This window comes from Planococcus sp. PAMC 21323 (assembly GCF_000785555.1).
GTDB lineage: Bacteria > Bacillota > Bacilli > Bacillales_A > Planococcaceae > Planococcus.
This window is the reverse complement of record NZ_CP009129.1, coordinates 2,234,312-2,251,916: the sequence shown is the minus strand read 5'-3', so window position 1 is coordinate 2,251,916 and position 17,605 is coordinate 2,234,312. Positions and strand designations below refer to the sequence as shown.

Below are 17,605 nucleotides of genomic sequence, written 5' to 3'. Positions count from 1 at the left end.
TGCGGTTAGCACGCTGCGAGGTGCGGTCTCGACCAGTTAAGGTGCGGTTATACGTAAACAAGGTGCGGTCAGCTAAAATAGGCACAAAAAACAGGCAGCTCACACTCGGGCTGCCTGTTTTAGGTTAATCTATTCTTTTCTTGCGGAATTTTGCTACGACTTCGTAAACGATCGGTACGATGACCAATGTCAGCAATGTTGAACTGATTAGCCCGCCGATAACAGTAATGCCGAGGCCTTGAGAGATTAAGCCACCACCGCCACCTTCTATACCAATGGCAAGAGGAATCAATGCTCCGATTGTAGCTAAAGCGGTCATTAGGATAGGTCGTAAACGAGTCACGCCACCTTCAAGAAGTGCTTCGCGCGTGCTAAGTCCAGATTTTTCCATATGAATAACTCGGTCAATTAAAACGATCGCGTTTGTTACAACAATACCGATCAGCATCAAGACACCGATCAATGCGTTAACACTTAATGCTTCTCCCGTAATCCACAGTGCTACGAGAACACCAATTACTGTGAATGGTAGAGAGAACAAGATAGAGAATGGTGCTAATGCGCCACCGAATGTAACAACTAGTACAAAGTAGACAATGGCGATGGCTGCGAGCATAGCCAAACCAAGTTGTGTGAACGATTCGTTAATTTGCTCCGTGACACCACCGTGATCTGTTGCAACACCAGCTGGCAAATCAATTTCAGCAATTTGCTCATCAATTTCTGCAGTAATGTCAGCGGCGTTGTTGCCAAGTACATCTGCAGTTAAAGAAGCAAACATTTGACCATCTCTGCGATTGATCGTATCAGGCGATTTACCTTCTTCTACGGTCATCACATCGCCAACTTTAACGGAAGTTCCAAGAGCTGTTGGAATTTCTACATCGGTCACATCATCAATTCCAGCATATTCGGTTTTTTCGGTTTCAATATAAACATTAATGTCTTTGTCTTCGTTAGTAACTGTAGTTAAAACAGGTGCTTCGCCTACACTACTTAAAGCCATACCGATTTGTGCAGCAGTCAAGCCATTTTCACTCAAACTTTGTTGATTTGCGACTAATGTGAATTGGTCATAAGCGTCGGTCAAGCTAGATTTTGTATTTTCTAGACCGTCGTTGTCTTCCATGAATGGCTGAATTTGAGTGATTGCAGATTGAATATCTTCTACATTATCGCCATATACGAACAACTCTAAGCCATTTCCGCCTGTAGCTGCAAAGTCCATACTTGCCCATTCACCAAATTCTGTTGAGTTGTTCAAGTCTTCGATTAACTTTGTGCTTTCATCACTGAAAGCTTCAAAATCGTCATCGTATTCAATGTAGAACAAGGCCGAATTGTTTCCAGCACCACCCATTGCAGACATTGGGTTGTCTCCACCAAGCGAATATTGATAAGATGTCACGCCATCACGTTCATCAATGGCAGATTCTGCATCTAGCGCGATAGCTTCTACGTCTTCTAGGGTTTGTCCAGGTTCTGGACTATACGTAGCCATAACCATTTTTTGTTCTTCTTCAGGCAAGAAGCTGACGCCTATAACCGGCACCAAGAATAAACTTGCAACAAGAACAACAGTAGCACCACCAAACGTGACGATTTTATGGTTTAATGACCACTCTAAAATTCTCTTGTAGCTTGCGGCCATTTTTCCTGGCTTGTGTTCTTTTTGCGTGTTTTTAGCGGTTCCCATGCTTTGCAATTGTTTGCGGTACATTAAATGTGCCATCATAGGAACAATTGTCACAGCGACTAATAAAGAAGCTGATAGCGCAAAAACAACTGCTAATGCAAACGGTAAGAACAATTCGCCGATTTGTCCACTAACAAGCGCAAGTGGTAAAAATACGGCAATCGTGACCACAGTAGATGAAAAGATAGGTAAGAACATTTCACGCGTCGCTTCGCGGATCAATTCTTTGCCACGTAATTTCTCTCCGGGTAGGGCCATGCGACGATAGATATTTTCGATAACAACAATCGAATCATCAATTACGCGACCAATGGCAACCGTTAATGCGCCAAGTGTCATGATATTTAATGTAATATCCAGTTGATTTAATAGGAAAATCGCCATTAATAATGACAATGGAATAGAGATAATCGAAATCAATGTCGTCTTAAAGCTACGAAGGAATAGCAAAATGATGACTACCGCAAATAAAATACCGAATAAGGCTTTGCTGAGCATTGTTTCAACCGATTTTTCGATTGGCTCTCCTTGGTCAAATGAAGAAGAAGCGGTTAAACCATATTCCTCTTCCATCTCCGAAATAATTTCTTGAACATCATTTACTACTTCTACAGTATTCGCATCAGGTGACTTGATGATTGAAATACTGATTGCTTCTTCGCCATTTGTTCGTGAAATTGACTCTGCTTCACTGACAAGTTGAATGTCAGCCAAATCACTTAACGCAACAGTCGGGATTTCAGTAGGTGCAGCAGCAGGTGGTTGTACTTGAGATCCGGCTGGTGTTTCAGTAGGTGCTTCAGGTGGAGCTGTAGCTGCAGATTGAGGAACAGCTGGGATTTGTAAGTTTTTCAAATCGTCAATAGATGTGATATCTCCATCAATAACTAGATTTTTTAATTCACCATCGAAATTCGTCAATCCAAGCGGGAATGTTAAATTCGACCCTTTAATCAGTTGTTGGATAGTGTCTTCTGTTAAGCCGTACTGTGCTAATGCTTGCTGGTCAAAAGTTATGGTAACTTTTTGTACGCGTTGTCCGGAAACTTGAGCTTCAGACAATCCGGGTACGCCTTCTAAAGCGGGCAATACATCATTTTCTACAGTTGCGGTTAGTTCTTCTAGTGAACTGTCCGAATTACTTATGCTTAACGCGAGAACAGGAAATGCATCTAAGCTAAGACGAGATACTTGAGGATCGTTTGCTTCCTCAGGAATCGTGACTTTTGATAAAGCATCTTCCAAATCACGAGTTGCTTGGTCCATATCTACTTCAAAATCGTATTGGACTTGAATAGTTGAAGCGTTGGCCATCGAAGTGGATGTTACCAGCTCTACACCGTTCATGCTTTGAATTCGTTGCTCCATAGGAACTGTGACTTCTTCCATAATTTCGTCAGGTGCTGCGCCCGGATAGACAGTAACAACTGTAACAGCAGGGAGGGTGATGCTTGGAATGGATTCTTGTTTCATCGTTAAGCCTGCATATAAACCAGCTGCAACGATCATAACCGTCAAAATCCAAATCGCAAATTTGTTATTTAAAGAAAAATCAATAATTTGTTTCAAGTTATTTGCTCCTTTTTTAGATGAAATTTTCTAAATAGATGACTTCGTTTTTAATAAACGAAAACTGCTTTAAATAAATCAATAAAGCTTCGATTAAAAACTCTTGAGGGTTGTCTTGTTGGACTTGCTCTTTCAATAAATTAAGGGACGCCAATAGTTTTTCTTGATTAGTATCGGTAGCTTTAATCTTATAAGCAATTTGCTGAAAGCCTTCTTCGATTGTTGCGATTGGCGAACGAGCCTCATTTAAGACGGGTTCCATCATCTCTAAATTTTGAACAACAGCATCAATCGTAGCCGTGATGAAATTGACAAGTTTCGAGGTAGATACTTGTTTTTCTTCAAATACTAGAACAAAAATGTATTGTTGCATCAAGCCTTCGAGAATTGCGACCAAATCCGGTAAAAACGGCTCGATCTCTACTCCATAAGTGTCTAATAAAATTGTTTTATGTAGCATAATTGTCGACTGTCTAAGTTCCATGAAAACTTCTTTTAACGTTTCACTTTCAGTGAGTGTAAAATCTTTGAATACCATCATGAAAAACTCATGATTGGAAAGTGTTCGCTCAATTTCGATGGCTAGTTTTTTTCTGAAGATGTCTTTATTGTCATCATCGATAGTCGACTGTGCATTAGAGATCTCTGTCATAATCTCTTGATGATGTTGTTTTAAAATCTCGATAAAAAGAATTTCCTTTGATTCGAAATGTTTATAAAAAGCACCTTTCGAAATTCCTGTGGCTTCTGCTATTTCTTGAACCGAGGTTTGGTGAAAACCTTTTAAAGAAAATAACTGTACGGCTTGTTTCATTAACTCTGATCGTTTGTTCATTAAATCCTCCTTAAACCGCTCGGTCACTTTAAGTGACTCATCGGTCAACTTTCTTAGATTATAGAGAAATAGGTATAAAGTCAATTTGAAAGTCTTCGTTTTCAAGTAAGTTATTTAGTGATTTTTGTGCTTTGTGAACTGTATTCACTCTAAATTTCGCTACGAGCGATTGAAAAGCCTATTATGGTGGGTATAGAAGAGAAGAAAGTACCTTTAATCGTTTATAGAGGAGAGGGTCGGATGCTACAGAAATACATTAGTGAGCCATTAGTTGAAGAGCGGACAGAGCAACCTTACGTCGGAATTTCCGTGTTAGCAGGCTTGTCAGAATGGGAAGAAGTTAATGGGCTTGTAGGAGAATTGTTTGAGTGGTTGAAATCACAAAATATTAAACCAGCAGGTGCACCATTTTTTCGCTATTGGTGTATGGGGGATTCAGAAGGCAAGTACAAAATGGAAGTGGGTGTACCAGTTAAACGCATGATCGCTGGCGACAGACGTGTAGTGGTTGGTTATATACCAGGAGGTTCATACGCAACCGCTATGCATAAGGGTCATCCTGAGAATTTGGAGAAGTCCCTCGAAGCTTTAGAGCAGTGGACTATGGAGGAAGGGTTGGATATCGATAAACGCTGGGAAGGAGAAGCGGAAATTTGGAACGGGCGCTTTGAGTTTTACGTGAATGACTTTGAGACAGAAAAAGATTTAAACAATTGGGCTATTCGAATTGCATTTTTATTGCTAGGGGACGACGCGGCGTAAAAAATGAAAAGACACCTCTCTCTGTATTGGGCTAGAACCAGTACAGAGAGAGGTGTCTTTGCGATTTCAGTTAAGATTTGTGCTTTTCACGGACGTTAGAATAATAATAAATCATTTCGTACATACGGCTTCGCTGTTTTTGCAAGATGCCAATTGAAACGTTGACTTCTGTCGAGACCTTGAACTCATCAAAGAAGATGCGGGTCCTGTTCGGAGCGATCGTTTCGAGGCGGTAATGATGATTGAAGATCCATACACAGTCTGGATGGTCTGGAGACTTTGTGGGATAAGCAGCCAATCCATCTTCTGAGATGAGCAGTGTTGTTTTCTTATGTTGCTTCAGGTTATGTCGTGTTGCTTTTACACGACCTTCATAAGTGGATGCGAACATCATACACGTTTTATCGATTAATGTCAGAACAGAATGACGAGAATAAAATACACCATCTTTGGTCGTGATTTCAGATTTTTTATCTTTTTCAAAATAATTTTCTACAAATAACACCGATCGATCAAGTAAATTGTCATCATAATTCTCCACTTTCTAAAGCTCCCCTTTCTAAACACATGAAAATTTTACCACCTTCGACTTTACGTGACAATCTATTTTTAGAAAATATGCATTGTTCTGACGATTTAATGGTGAAAACGATCTGTTTAGTAAAGAGAAACGAAAGGTATGGCAGCGTAAACAAGGAAATGACCAATTAGCTTGTAACAGTTCCATCTTTTATTCTGTACATACCCGGGAATCAACGAACGTTCAGAAGGATAAGAAATTGAAAAACTTTGAAGAAGTAGCAAACCAATATGCTCCCATGATTTCAGCGATTATTCGTAAGCTTCATATTTACCGTGACTTTGATACGTTTCGTCAAATTGGCAATATTGCCTTATGGCAGGCTTGGCAACGTTTCGATGATGCAAAAGGAAATTTTACTCCTTTTGCATATCGTAGTATTCAAGGAGCAATGCTAGATGAATTAAAGCGAGATACAAAACGAAATGAACAAACAAATCTGCTTAGTCCAGATATACAAGAAGACATTATAGTAGACAGTGAAAATAGTTTACCGGATTGGGTGGAAGTGAGTGCATTAAATGATCATGAAAAATGGCTTTTAGATGCTTTTTATGTGAAAGGGTATAGTTTGACCGAACTAGCTCATACTGAAAATATTTCGATAGCAGGAATGAAAAAAAGGCGTGAGCGATTGGTAAACAAATTGAGAGCTAGAACACCTCATCCTTATAAGAAGTAAATAACGATGGTAGAGAACAAACGGGAAATGTATACTAATAATTACGAATGGACAGAAGTGGAGATGGTAAATTTGGAAGCAATGATGACAGGCATGATTAATAATATCTTCTTCATCATATTCCCGATTATTGTATATCAGATGTTGACGACAACGGGCCAACGAAACTTCTTTGTTAGTCATCGACTTATTTTAACTTTACTATTTTCAATTTCAATCGTCCTTTGCATGGTATTTCCTTATCAAGTAGTTTCAGAGGATTATATTTTTGACCTCCGTCAAGTACCTATGATTTTGGGAGCGCTTTACGGAGGACCACTTGTATCAGCTATTTTATTTTTAGTGGCAGCTATTAGCCGCATACTTATTGGTGGAGATGGAATGTATATTGCCATACTCAATCAATTTCTAGTCGCAGTTTGTGTTCCGTTTTTGCGTCCAATGTATATGCGCATTAATCGACTAAAGAAAGTTAGTTTGGTTTTTAGTATTTCGATTATCTCACTGTTATTTAATATGTTTGCGGGTTACTTCATTTTTGGAGATCCGGTTCATGACATTATTGGAATATGGATCATGTTGATGCTCAATCAAGGAGGGGTTATTGCTTTAACGGCTTTGCTGATTGAACATATACAGCGCCAAGAATATATGTACAATTCCCTGTTGAAGCATGAAAAAATGGAAACGGTTAGTCATTTTGCAGCAGCAGTTTCTCATGAATTGCGAAATCCGCTTCAAAGTATTAAAGGCTTTGTTCAATTGATGAAAGAATACGACTATAGTCGCGACAAGCAAATCGAGTTCCACGATATGGTTTTAACAGAAATTGAGTCTGCGGAAGATTTAATCGATGATTACCTTGTTTATGCGAAGCCTACCTATGGACAACTAGAAGCCTTTGCTGTTTCTAATGAAGTTCTTCATGTGATAAAAATTATGATGCCATACGCAAAGGTAAAAGATGTAGAAATGCATATTACAGAAATGGATGAAACAACAGCTATTTTAATGGATCGTCATAAATTCCAACAAGCATTAGTTAACATCATTCGTAATGGCATTGAAGCGATGCCACGTGGCGGGAAGTTGGCTATTGCTGTTAAATCGACTTCTACAAAAGTAAGTGTACACGTTATTGATAAAGGAATAGGCATGACAAAAGAAGAAGTACGACGTTTGGGAGAGCCTTATTTCTCGAGTAAAGTTAAAGGAACAGGACTCGGCATGATGGTCACGTATAGCATTGTTAGTCAGATGAACGGTCAAATTCTTGTGGATTCAGAAAAAGACAGAGGAACCGAATTTATTTTGGAATTCCCTTCTCACAGAAGTTAAAAAGCAGCACCCTTAAGAGAGGGCGCTGCTTTTATTTGTTTGCTAGTTGATGAACAAAAGGAAGAACAGATTGTTCTTTTAATTTGGCTTCGAACATAATGTCGACATCGATGCCGTTTAATAGAAGCAATAATTCTTGGAAGTCAGTTTCAGATACTAAGTTATGATGACGTAGATCTGTAAAGCCTTCTTTTCCGGTACTAATATGGACTTTGGGTTTGCCATAGCCTTCCCAGGTTTTAAGAATTTCAGCGTAATCTATAGATTCACCATCGTTATTGCAATTATGATGATGAATATCAAAGCAAATGGGTACGTTACAAAGACGATGGACATCCAAAACGTCTCGAATCGTATATGTTTTATCGTCATTTTCTAAACGTAATCGCTGTCGTATGCTTGGTGAAAGTTCTAAGTAAACATCGGCAAATCGTTGTTTTGCTGTGTCTTTATCACCATATGCGCCGCCTGTATGAAGAATAATGTCGGTACCACCAAGTAGTTGGATGAGTTTATCGTGATACTCTAAATCTTCAATTGATTTTAGGACAACTTCAGGTTTGGGTGAATTGATGACTGTGTATTGACCAGGGTGAACAGAAATTCGCATATTATGCTTTTCGACAAACGCTTTAATCTCTTCTGTGATTGCCAACACATCGGGGTCTTCCCACCATATCCAGTCGTTAATCGGATGTGTAGAAAGTGGAACGATCGAACTAGAAGCACGGTAAAAGTAAATAGCGTGTTCCAAATTCCAATGAACTACGTCAAGTGTAGTTTTTAAATTTTTTAATGTGAGTTCCTTTATCTTGTCAGTACCTTCTGCTTCTGCAGTCGCTACGCGCAATGTTTTAAATACGGTTTTTAATTCTGTGTTCATGCAAGCATAACCAAGTTTCATGCAATTTCAACTCCTTCTTTTACGTATACCCTTTCTTCCCGTCGTACATTCCAAAAATCCAGTTATTACATAGAATATTACGAGGCAAGCAAGGTATACTTACAAATAGAAACGCCAATTATAATAAAGAGGTGATTAAAATGACCAACTTAACAATACATACAGGATATCAAGAAGAAGAGACATATTTCCTAAAGTATCAATTAATAAAGCACAATAAAAGTCTAGTGGATTACACAGAAGAAGAAAAAGTTAACCTCATGATAAAAAATGACGAAGGAACGATACTTGCTGGACTTGTCGGTCATATCGATTGGGAATGCTTTTTTATTGATATTTTATGGGTAGATGAATCGTTACGTGGATTAGGAAAAGGACAGCAATTAATCCAGGAAGCTGAAGCATTGGCAATTAAGAAAGAATGTCGTTTTATTCGATTAGAGACCTTCAGCTTTCAAGCACCAGAATTTTATAAGCGATTGGGATTTATGGAGATGGGTAAATTAGAAGATTTTCCGAAAGGATATACGCATTATTATATGTACAAAGAGTTGAAATAAGAGCAACCCAATCAAATGATTGGGTTGCTCTTATTTTTTGTCATTTGATTTTAAAATCATATACGATGTCTTCTTTAAACAGCCCTTTTTCAAAATTTCTTTCGGCGAAGGTTAGTATATTATCGTGTGAAATTAAAACAATCGTCGCAGAACGTGTTCCGTAATCGGGAGTCTTAATAAAAATAGGAGACAACATCCGTTCTAAATCCAAGCCAACACCTGTGTTCGGAAGGTGGGAGTCTTGTGCATGATCAGCATTTGATAAAATTCCAAAAAGTTCTTCTAAATCCGCTTCTTCTGTTTGTGCCATATAGGAAGCAAGGTTTTCTTTTCCTCTTGTTACCTTTGGCCATGGGGTATTCAAAAAATGGTTGCTGAGACCATGCGTACCAGGAGGGATTGTATAAAATTCATTTTGAATATTGTTGTAATAAACTAATTTTTCAGCATCTCCGACAATCAGGTTAAATCCAGCATATTGCTCAGGATTAATCGACTGTAAGTAATCTTCTGGTGAACTTGTAGAAGCTAAAAAATCTTTCACGACAGCTCCTCTAGATAACGAGCCTGCCTCTAAATTTGTCGGATCTCTAAAATTTGTTAAAGCGGCAATGCGCCCCTGCTTTGTCACACCTAGCCACGTTCCCATTTGTGTCAAATCCCGGCCAGCGAGTATGGATGGTTCATCGTTCCAAAACTGAGCAGGTGCAGCGGGACGACTATAAAATTCATCCCGATTAGCAGCGATGATTAATTTATAGCGAGGGTGATTTCGGAATTGCAGGTTTATTAAGCACATAATTTTTCCCCTTTTTACTTTATTATAGACAATCAGCGTGACCAATGACAGAAAGTTCAACTTGTCTTATAAACAAATAAATATGTCGCATAATATAGATTTTTTGATATAAATCCGCATATTTTATTTATTTTATAATACAATTAAACTGCTTTTTATGAATTTAAAAGAATTATATAAGGACTAAAGGTTCTGATAAGATTATATTCTGTTATACTATTAAAAGATAATTCTAAGGAATTAGAAATTTTGAAGTATTTAGGAGGCCCAAGTATGGAGAAAGAAGTAACTTCGTTATCATATGTGCGCATATTAATGGATGGAATTAAAGAAATGGTATTCGTTATAAAAATTGATGAAGTTGGTTCTTTCACATACGATTTTTTTAACGAAGCAGTAATCGATAAAACTTCGTTAACACCTGATGCACTTGGTAAAACATTTCAAGAAGCACATCCTAAAGAGCAAGCAGAATTTCTGCATGAAAAATATGAGGAAGTATTTTTAACAAGTCAAAGTATGAGCTATGAAGATTCTTTTTATTCAACCGAATGTGAGTTGTTGTATTCGGAAACTTTAATGACTCCTCTTTTTGATCGTTCTGGAAAATGTACTCATATTGTTAGTTTAGTAAAAAACATCACGAGTGAAAAAATAGCAAAGTTAGAAAGTGAAAGAGCACGCGACCGTTTAGAAGAAAGTAGTGCGCGTTACCAGTCTTTATTTGATAGCAACGCGGATGCCATTTTTACATTAGACTTTAATGGACGTATTACAGGTGGGAATTCTGCGAGTATTAAATTGAACGGGTTCTTGATGGAAGAGTTAATTGGAGAAAATTTTGTTCGTTTATTTAGTGCAGAAGACCAAGAACGGGCAAAAGGCTTTTTTGAACTGGCGAAATTAGGAGAAATTAAAGACGAACGTCTTCAAATTCTTAATAAATCAGCACTTCAAATTTCATGTTTAGTTAAGTTTATTCCGATAAATGTTAAAGGAGTAATTAATGGGTTTTATATGATTGCTAAAGATATGACTGAAGTAGACGAAATCTCTGGCCTTTATGAAGTTGGAGAAGAGAATTTTCGGATCATTGCTGAAAACGTTCACGATGTTATTGTATTGATGGATCAACATAGACAATTTTTATATGTGTCACCATCTTCCGAAAATATATTTGGTTTTAGTGCAGATTCAATTATGCAAAAGAAATCTTATTTTCGTATACATGCCGAAGACAAACAACGAGTTGCTGACAGTTTTGATCATGCCGCAAAAAATAGCACAACTTTTCGAGAGCAACTCCGTCTATTGCATAAAGAAAAAGGTTGGATATGGACAGAATTAGCTGGCAAACCCGTATTAGGAGAAGATAAGAAGTTTAATCATATGGTAATTGTAGCAAGAGACATTTCGATTCAAAAAGATTATGAAAACCAACTTAAGCATTTTGCTTATTATGATAGTTTGACAGAATTGCCAAACCGCCGTTACTTCCAGGAATATGCCACTGGTAAATTAGAGATGGACGAAGAAAGTCGTACAAGATTGGCAGTGCTTATTCTAGATATTGATGACTTTAAACAAATCAATGATCAGTGGGGGCATGAAATTGGAGATGCGGTTATTCAGGAATTTGGACATCGTTTAAACAGTTGTATGCATGGTGAAAATATAGCTTCACGTTTAGGCGGAGATGAATTTATCATACTTTTGACAAATGTGGATAGCGAAGAACAAATAACAGAAGTAACTGATGTTATTTATCGAGCGATGAAAATGCCTATTAATGTACAAGAGTTGTCTTTCGAAATTTCAATCAGCATGGGGATTGCCATTGCTCCTCAGGAGAAGGTTTCCATATCAACTCTAATGAGGCGTGCAGATTTAGCTATGTATCATGCAAAAAGGCAAGAAAAAAATTCGTTTCACGTAAGTCCAGCATGAACCTATGGGGTTTATGCTTTTTTATGTGAAATATATAAATATTATTTTCATTAGGTATTAGGTATGGTTTGAATTTTCAGAAACGAAATAAGTTTTCTTTTAATATGAAAAATGGTATGATTTTTTTAAACCATAAATCCTACTTAAAATACAAATAATGGTCGTTTTTGTAATCATATGTACCTTAAATGAAACTATTTTAGTAATAAAATGCTGATTTCTTTAGCGATAATCAAGAAAAAATGTAGCAAGTCATGGAATTATTATGTTTTAAACTATTTGAGGTGAGTAAATGAAGAGATTATATCCGAAAAATACCATAATTATTGGACTATGCTGTGTTTTTTGGATTTTTTTCTTTTTTCTCGAAATTGAAGAATCAGTTAGCGCATATAGTGAAAATGAGACTGTACAATTAAATAATCGTACCAGCAAGGTATCTCTTTCAGAGAATTTGCAAATTCTTGTGGATAGGGAGGGCACGTATACAGTTGAAGATCTATTAAATCCGCCTTCTAGTTGGAATTTTGTTCAAAATGAAGGCGGAGTTCCAAATGAAGGATTTTCTTCAGACGTCTATTGGATAAGGTTTACTGTTGAAGATAGCTCTGAAAATAAAGAGTGGTTACTTGAACTTGCAAATGTGTTTATCGATAAAGCGATACTCTACTCTCCAGAGTCTTCAGGAAAGTATTCTGCTAGTAGGGTAGAAGGCGGACAAACTGATTCTAAAGGTGTTTATTCGGAGCATCCACCTGTATTTGAACTTGTTGTACCTAATTCAGGCGAACACACTTTTTTTATGAGAGTAGAATCACAAGCAGGCATGCATCTTCCTTTGAAGATATGGGAACAGACGGCATTCAGTACAAAATCAAATCAAATTATGACATTAATTGGATTGATCGGCGGTATATGCCTTGTTTTTTGTTTATGGTGTATAAAATGGTATAGAACTTCTCGGCAAGTCAGTTTTCTATATTTACTTTTCTTGGCTTTTTCAATACTTATCGTAACTTCTACATGGCAAGGGTGGAGTATTTCTTATATTTGGCCGAATTTACAATGGTGGTATGGTCAAACAATCTTAGTCACTTTTGGAACAGTAAGCCTGTTGTTTTTGTTGATTACAAAAGAACTTTTATCAAGTGAATTCAAATTACCTTGGCTTTCGAAAATTGCACGGATCGTATTGGTATTTACATCAGTGTTGTTTGTTCTCTCTTATTTTAACTATGCAGTAGCGAGTGCCGCTTTATTCGCAACTGCCTGTTTATCCGTGCTATTGTCATTAAGTATCGTTCTGTCTATTAGGGGAGAAAGAGTTTCTTATATTCGTTCGTATGCTGTGGCGTTATCAATTTCAATCATCTTACTTTTACTTTCTTTTTTGACTGTAACAGCCATTCTTCCTTATATAGAAATAGTTCAATATGTACTTTGTTTTTGCAGTTGGATTGTTTTATTACTTACTGCAATAGCATTGCGGTCTAAAGAAAAAGTAAACCAACAAGAGAAAGAGCAGCTAGAGTTTCAGGCGAGAAAACGCCAATTAATGAAAATAGATGCATTGAAAAATGACAATAAACGGAAAGATGAATTACTGACGCATACCTCTACTGGTTTGCGAACACCTTTATATGGCATGATTGGGATTGCGGAAACGCTTCGATCGTCAAACAATGAAAAAGTAACTCCTGCTATGATGAATCAATTGAACGCCTTGGTGGCAACTGGTAAAGACATGGCGCATATAGTTAATGACATTCTCGATTTCTCCAATGATACAGAAGATTTTTCACCTGTACGAGAAGAGGCTATTGCTATTGACGAGCTGTGCACAGAAGTTCTAGCGCTTTGTCGACCTCTTATTCAAACAGATCGAGTAATGCTTTATCACACGTTACCGTCATCTTTACCTAAAGTATTTGCTGATTCCGATCGTTTGCAGCAAATATTGTATAACTTAATCGACACCTCTATTCGTCATACGCACGTGGGAGAGATTGTCGTATCGGCGCAAGTTGTAGAGGACAAGCTAGAAATTATAGTGAAAGACACGGGTGAAGGGATAAAAAAAGAGGATATTCCCGCCCTATTTGAATGGAATAGTTCAAAAGATAATTCATCAAAAAAGCATGGGATGGATTTGAATAGTATGAAAAACATAGTGGAATTTGACGGTGTTAAGATAAAAATAGAGTCGCAACCAGGAAAGGGCTCGCAATTTAGCTTTACTATTCCATTGGATAACAAGACTGACTCTATCCAACTTAAAGATCGTTATGAGTCGATCACTAAAGAGATGACTGTCTCACAGTTAGCCGATTCAATTTTGAAACAGCGTTCATCGCAGAAAAAGATGCATATTCTTGTAATTGACTCACAAGAAATCAATCGAATTGTCTTACTGCGTCAATTAAGATCACAAGGTTATAAAGCGATTGGGGCAGAAAACGGGCAATCTGCAATAAAATTATTATCACATAAATCAATAGATTTAATTGTGATGGACGGTTGCTTAACCGATAGCACGGGTGAAGAGTTGTGTAGACGACTTCGTACAAACTATACATTGACGGAGTTGCCAATTTTAATGATGTCAAACGTGGACAGTTTACAAGAGAAAAAGAGAGCGTTTCTTGCTGGTGCAAATGATTATTTGCTAAAGCCTTGCGATAAAGAAGAGTTTTTACTGCGCGTTGGGACCTTAGCGAATACGAGCAGTTTGACGCAAGAAATCACTAATCTAAATTATTTTCTTGAGCGTAACGTGAAAGAACGTACAATGGAACTTGAAATTACCAACTTAAACTTGTTGACGGTAAATGATGAAATTCAAGAAATCGAAAAATCAAGAAATGAAATGTTATCTGCCATTTCACATGAGTTGGGAACACCCATAACGTTAATCCATAGCTATATTCAAGCAGTTAAAGAAAGTTTAATCGAAGAAAACAATCCACGCTACTTAGATATGATTCATAAAAAATTATTACTTTTGGAGCGTCTCACAGAAGACCTTGTTGAATTGACTGAATACAAATCGGGACATATGACGTTGCGTTTTGGGGAAAGAAGTTTGGAAAGCTGGATAACAAGACTAGCAGAATCGATGGCATCTGATGTCACGCAAAGCGGACGTGCTTTTGAGTATTTAGGCACCCAAAACAAAGACCATGTTAATCAGCCATTGATCACAATAGACTTAGATCGTTTGGATCAAGTAATTTCTAATATTCTTTGGAACTCTGTTAAACACACTTCCTCAGAAGAAGGGGAAATTACACTAACGACTGAAATTCTTGCCAACAATAATGATAAAGCAATTTTAGATGATGATTGTGATGGAGAACTTATCATTCGCATTGCAGACAATGGTTCTGGAATTAGAAAAGATGCTTTACCACATATCTTTGAACGTTTTTACAAAATCAATAGTTCTACTAGCTATAAAGGAAGTGGACTCGGATTAGCAATTGCTAAAGAAATTATTTTGGCGCATAAAGGACAAATATGGGCAGAGAGTATAGAAGAACAAGGAAGTGTCTTTATTATTGTTTTGCCATTAACTTTTCAGTAAAGCAAAGGGGGAAGAGTGATGAGTGCTACTATTATGATTGTAGAAGATGATGAAGGCATTCGTGAACTAATGCGACTGTTTCTTCTGAAAAAAGATTATGAAGTTATCCAAGCAGAAGATGGCTATCAGGCTTTAGAATTATTAAAAAAAGAAAAGCCTGACCTTATTTTGCTTGATGTCGAAATGCCCGGAATAGACGGTCTAGAAGTATGTAGGAGAATTAGGCTCAAAACTACTTTGCCCATCCTATTTGTTAGTTACCGAAAAGAATTGGTCTACAAGATTCGAGGGTTAGAAGCTGGAGGCGATGACTATATTACAAAGCCTTTTGATTTCAATGAGTTGGAGGCTCGTATACGCGCAATACTTCGACGAAATGGGTGGAGAAATAGTCTAGAAGATCAACTGACCATTTTGAAGTATAAAGACCTTCACATACATGTAGATTCACGCGAATTGTATCTGGAAGGAACTCAAGTAAAGCTTTATCATAAAGAATTTCAATTATTATTGCTCTTGGCTCAGACGCCAAATCGAGTATGGACGGCAGAACAATTATATGACCAAGTATGGGGCTATTATTCTGAAGGTGATATGCAAACAGTTAAAGTGCATATTAGCAAATTACGAAAGAAAATAGAAAAAGATCCGACCCATCCAGAATTTATTCAAACGGTTCGAGGATTTGGCTATAAATTTATATGGGAGTAAAAGCATTCGGCTTAAAATCCGAGTGTTTTTTTATATATTACTGCCTTTTTCATTTATAAAGTAATTCTAAAGAACTACTTTATTTTAATTAAAACTAAAATAAATTATTTTATTTGAATTTTAAGACTATTTAACGTGTATTTAACCTTTGACTTCTAATATACTAGTTACAAAGGATGAATCTTAGGAGGATTTAGTTATGGAGAGTACATTTAATCTAAATAAATTCCTGAAAGCGATGCACAAGAGAAAAGCTTTAATCATTTTTATTACTCTCGCGTTTGTTGTGTTTGCTGCGGTAGCGAGCTATACGATTATGAAGCCGGTTTATAAAGCGACCACTCAAATTTTAGTAAATCAAAACACTACAAGTAGTCAAGAAGTGAACAGTCTTGATATTAATACTAATCTTCAATTAATCGGTACCTATAACGTCATTATTAAAAGCCCTGCTATTTTAAATACTGTAATTGAAGAGTTAAAACTTGAAGAGAGTGCTCAATCCTTAACAGAACGAATTACAGTTAACAATGTTGATAGTTCACAAGTCGTAACTGTATCTGTCGAGGACTCATCGATGAACCAGGCTGTACTTGTTGCGAATACAATTGCGCAGGTTTTTCAAAAAGAAATACAACAAATGATGAAAGTTGATAATGTCAGTATATTGGCTACAGCTGAGATGACTGCAAGTCCAAAGCCTATTCGTCCTGATCCGGTTTTCAATATGGCATTAGGTGCAGTTGTGGGCTTGGTATTCGGAGTAGCCATTACGTTGATTTTGGATCAACTAAACACGACTGTGCGTTCTGAAGAAGATATTGAAGAAATGGCAGGACTGCAAATTTTAGGAATTGTGAGTCCTGTAGATAGCAATATGAAAATGGAGAAGCCATCAAATTTAACAGACAGATTGGAGAAGGATATGTATGCGGACAGCGAACAAGACAAAAAGATTAATGCCAAGAAAACTGGTAGTTCGTACTAACCCACATTCAATTGCAGCAGAACAATACCGAACAATTCGAACAAATATTAACTTTTCAATTCCTGAGTTAGGGTCGAAAATCATTTTGTTTACCTCGGCTTCTAAAGAAGAAGGAAAGTCTACAACTGCTGCGAATATGGCCATCGTTTTTGCAGAAACAGGAAAAAGAGTCCTGTTGATTGACGCTGATATGCGCCGTCCTACATTATATAGAACTTTTCAATTAAGCAATAATACAGGGCTGTCCAATTTACTCTTAGGAAAAGGAAACTTGAAGCAATCAGTTAAAGCAAGTGGGATTCCTAATTTGGATTTGCTTATGAGTGGACAAATTCCACCTAATCCAGCTGAATTATTGGAATCGGGAATATTGGATGAGTTAATGGCAGAAATGCGGGAAGTTTATGATTATGTACTCTTTGATTCTCCTCCAATACTATCCGTTACAGATGCTAAAATTTTAGCGAACAGATGTGATGGAACGGTATTGGTAGTCAATACAGGAAAATCGGAAAAAGTTAGTGTTGAAAAAGCACGAGATTCTTTAGCAACCGCAAAATCCTTTATTTTAGGCGTGGTTTTAAATAATTATCCACTAACTAGTGAAAACTATTATTACCATAACTATAGTGAGTAATTAAACCGATTTGA

General features: G+C 37.1%; 14 protein-coding genes. 9 read left to right on the top strand and 5 right to left on the bottom strand.

The features are described 5' to 3' along the window. Positions 1–124: 124 nt before the first annotated feature. Both PLANO_RS11320 and PLANO_RS11315 read right to left on the bottom strand, forming a co-directional pair. A complete protein-coding gene (locus PLANO_RS11320; protein ID WP_038704555.1) occupies positions 125–3,265 on the bottom strand; it encodes an efflux RND transporter permease subunit in 3,141 nt (1,046 codons plus the stop codon). A 16-nt stretch (positions 3,266–3,281) separates the two neighbouring features. Next, the gene (locus tag PLANO_RS11315; protein ID WP_038704554.1) at positions 3,282–4,100 is read right to left on the bottom strand and encodes a TetR/AcrR family transcriptional regulator; all 819 of its coding nucleotides are present in this window, start codon (positions 4,098–4,100) and stop codon (positions 3,282–3,284) included. 240 nt (positions 4,101–4,340) lie between these two features. On the opposite strand from PLANO_RS11315, the gene PLANO_RS11310 reads away from it, so the two are divergent. Then, positions 4,341–4,862: a GyrI-like domain-containing protein gene (locus PLANO_RS11310; RefSeq protein ID WP_038704553.1), complete on the top strand. Its 522-nt coding sequence runs from the start codon at positions 4,341–4,343 to the stop codon at positions 4,860–4,862. Positions 4,863–4,932: 70 nt separating this feature from the next. On the opposite strand, the gene PLANO_RS11305 is transcribed toward PLANO_RS11310, so the two are convergent. Further along, a complete protein-coding gene (locus PLANO_RS11305) occupies positions 4,933–5,403 on the bottom strand; it encodes a competence protein ComK (RefSeq protein ID WP_038704552.1) in 471 nt (156 codons plus the stop codon). A gap of 238 nt (positions 5,404–5,641) precedes the next feature. Between PLANO_RS11305 and PLANO_RS11300 the strand changes: the two genes are divergently transcribed. Together PLANO_RS11300 and PLANO_RS11295 are read left to right on the top strand one after the other, a co-directional pair. Then, entirely contained in the window at positions 5,642–6,124 is a 483-nt protein-coding gene (locus tag PLANO_RS11300; protein ID WP_038704551.1) for a sigma-70 family RNA polymerase sigma factor, read from the top strand. 6 nt (positions 6,125–6,130) lie between these two features. Further along, the gene (locus tag PLANO_RS11295; protein ID WP_231554718.1) at positions 6,131–7,462 is read left to right on the top strand and encodes a sensor histidine kinase; all 1,332 of its coding nucleotides are present in this window, start codon (positions 6,131–6,133) and stop codon (positions 7,460–7,462) included. A gap of 31 nt (positions 7,463–7,493) precedes the next feature. Here PLANO_RS11295 and uvsE read toward each other — a convergent pair whose 3' ends face one another. Next, positions 7,494–8,366: a UV DNA damage repair endonuclease UvsE gene (gene uvsE / locus PLANO_RS11290; protein WP_038704550.1), complete on the bottom strand. Its 873-nt coding sequence runs from the start codon at positions 8,364–8,366 to the stop codon at positions 7,494–7,496. A gap of 140 nt (positions 8,367–8,506) precedes the next feature. Between uvsE and PLANO_RS11285 the strand changes: the two genes are divergently transcribed. Continuing rightward, positions 8,507–8,926, top strand: a complete 420-nt coding sequence (locus PLANO_RS11285) for a GNAT family N-acetyltransferase (RefSeq protein ID WP_038704549.1) — start codon at positions 8,507–8,509, stop codon at positions 8,924–8,926. A 40-nt stretch (positions 8,927–8,966) separates the two neighbouring features. On the opposite strand, the gene PLANO_RS11280 is transcribed toward PLANO_RS11285, so the two are convergent. Then, positions 8,967–9,725 (bottom strand): NRDE family protein, encoded by a 759-nt coding sequence (locus PLANO_RS11280; protein ID WP_038704548.1) that lies wholly within the window; start codon positions 9,723–9,725, stop codon positions 8,967–8,969. 273 nt (positions 9,726–9,998) lie between these two features. Between PLANO_RS11280 and PLANO_RS11275 the strand changes: the two genes are divergently transcribed. From PLANO_RS11275 to PLANO_RS11255, 5 genes are all read left to right on the top strand, one after another. After that, positions 9,999–11,672 (top strand): sensor domain-containing diguanylate cyclase, encoded by a 1,674-nt coding sequence (locus tag PLANO_RS11275; RefSeq protein WP_038704547.1) that lies wholly within the window; start codon positions 9,999–10,001, stop codon positions 11,670–11,672. 292 nt (positions 11,673–11,964) lie between these two features. After that, positions 11,965–15,255, top strand: a complete 3,291-nt coding sequence (locus tag PLANO_RS11270; protein WP_038704546.1) for an ATP-binding protein — start codon at positions 11,965–11,967, stop codon at positions 15,253–15,255. 18 nt (positions 15,256–15,273) lie between these two features. Further along, on the top strand, positions 15,274–15,966 hold the full coding sequence (locus tag PLANO_RS11265; RefSeq protein ID WP_442956638.1) for a response regulator transcription factor: 693 nt from the start codon (positions 15,274–15,276) through the stop codon (positions 15,964–15,966). Positions 15,967–16,165: 199 nt separating this feature from the next. Further along, positions 16,166–16,954, top strand: a complete 789-nt coding sequence (locus tag PLANO_RS11260) for a YveK family protein (RefSeq protein ID WP_038704544.1) — start codon at positions 16,166–16,168, stop codon at positions 16,952–16,954. Further along, on the top strand, positions 16,896–17,591 hold the full coding sequence (locus PLANO_RS11255) for a CpsD/CapB family tyrosine-protein kinase (RefSeq protein ID WP_038704543.1): 696 nt from the start codon (positions 16,896–16,898) through the stop codon (positions 17,589–17,591). Before PLANO_RS11260 ends, PLANO_RS11255 begins: the two co-directional genes overlap by 59 nt. Positions 17,592–17,605 lie beyond the last annotated feature (14 nt).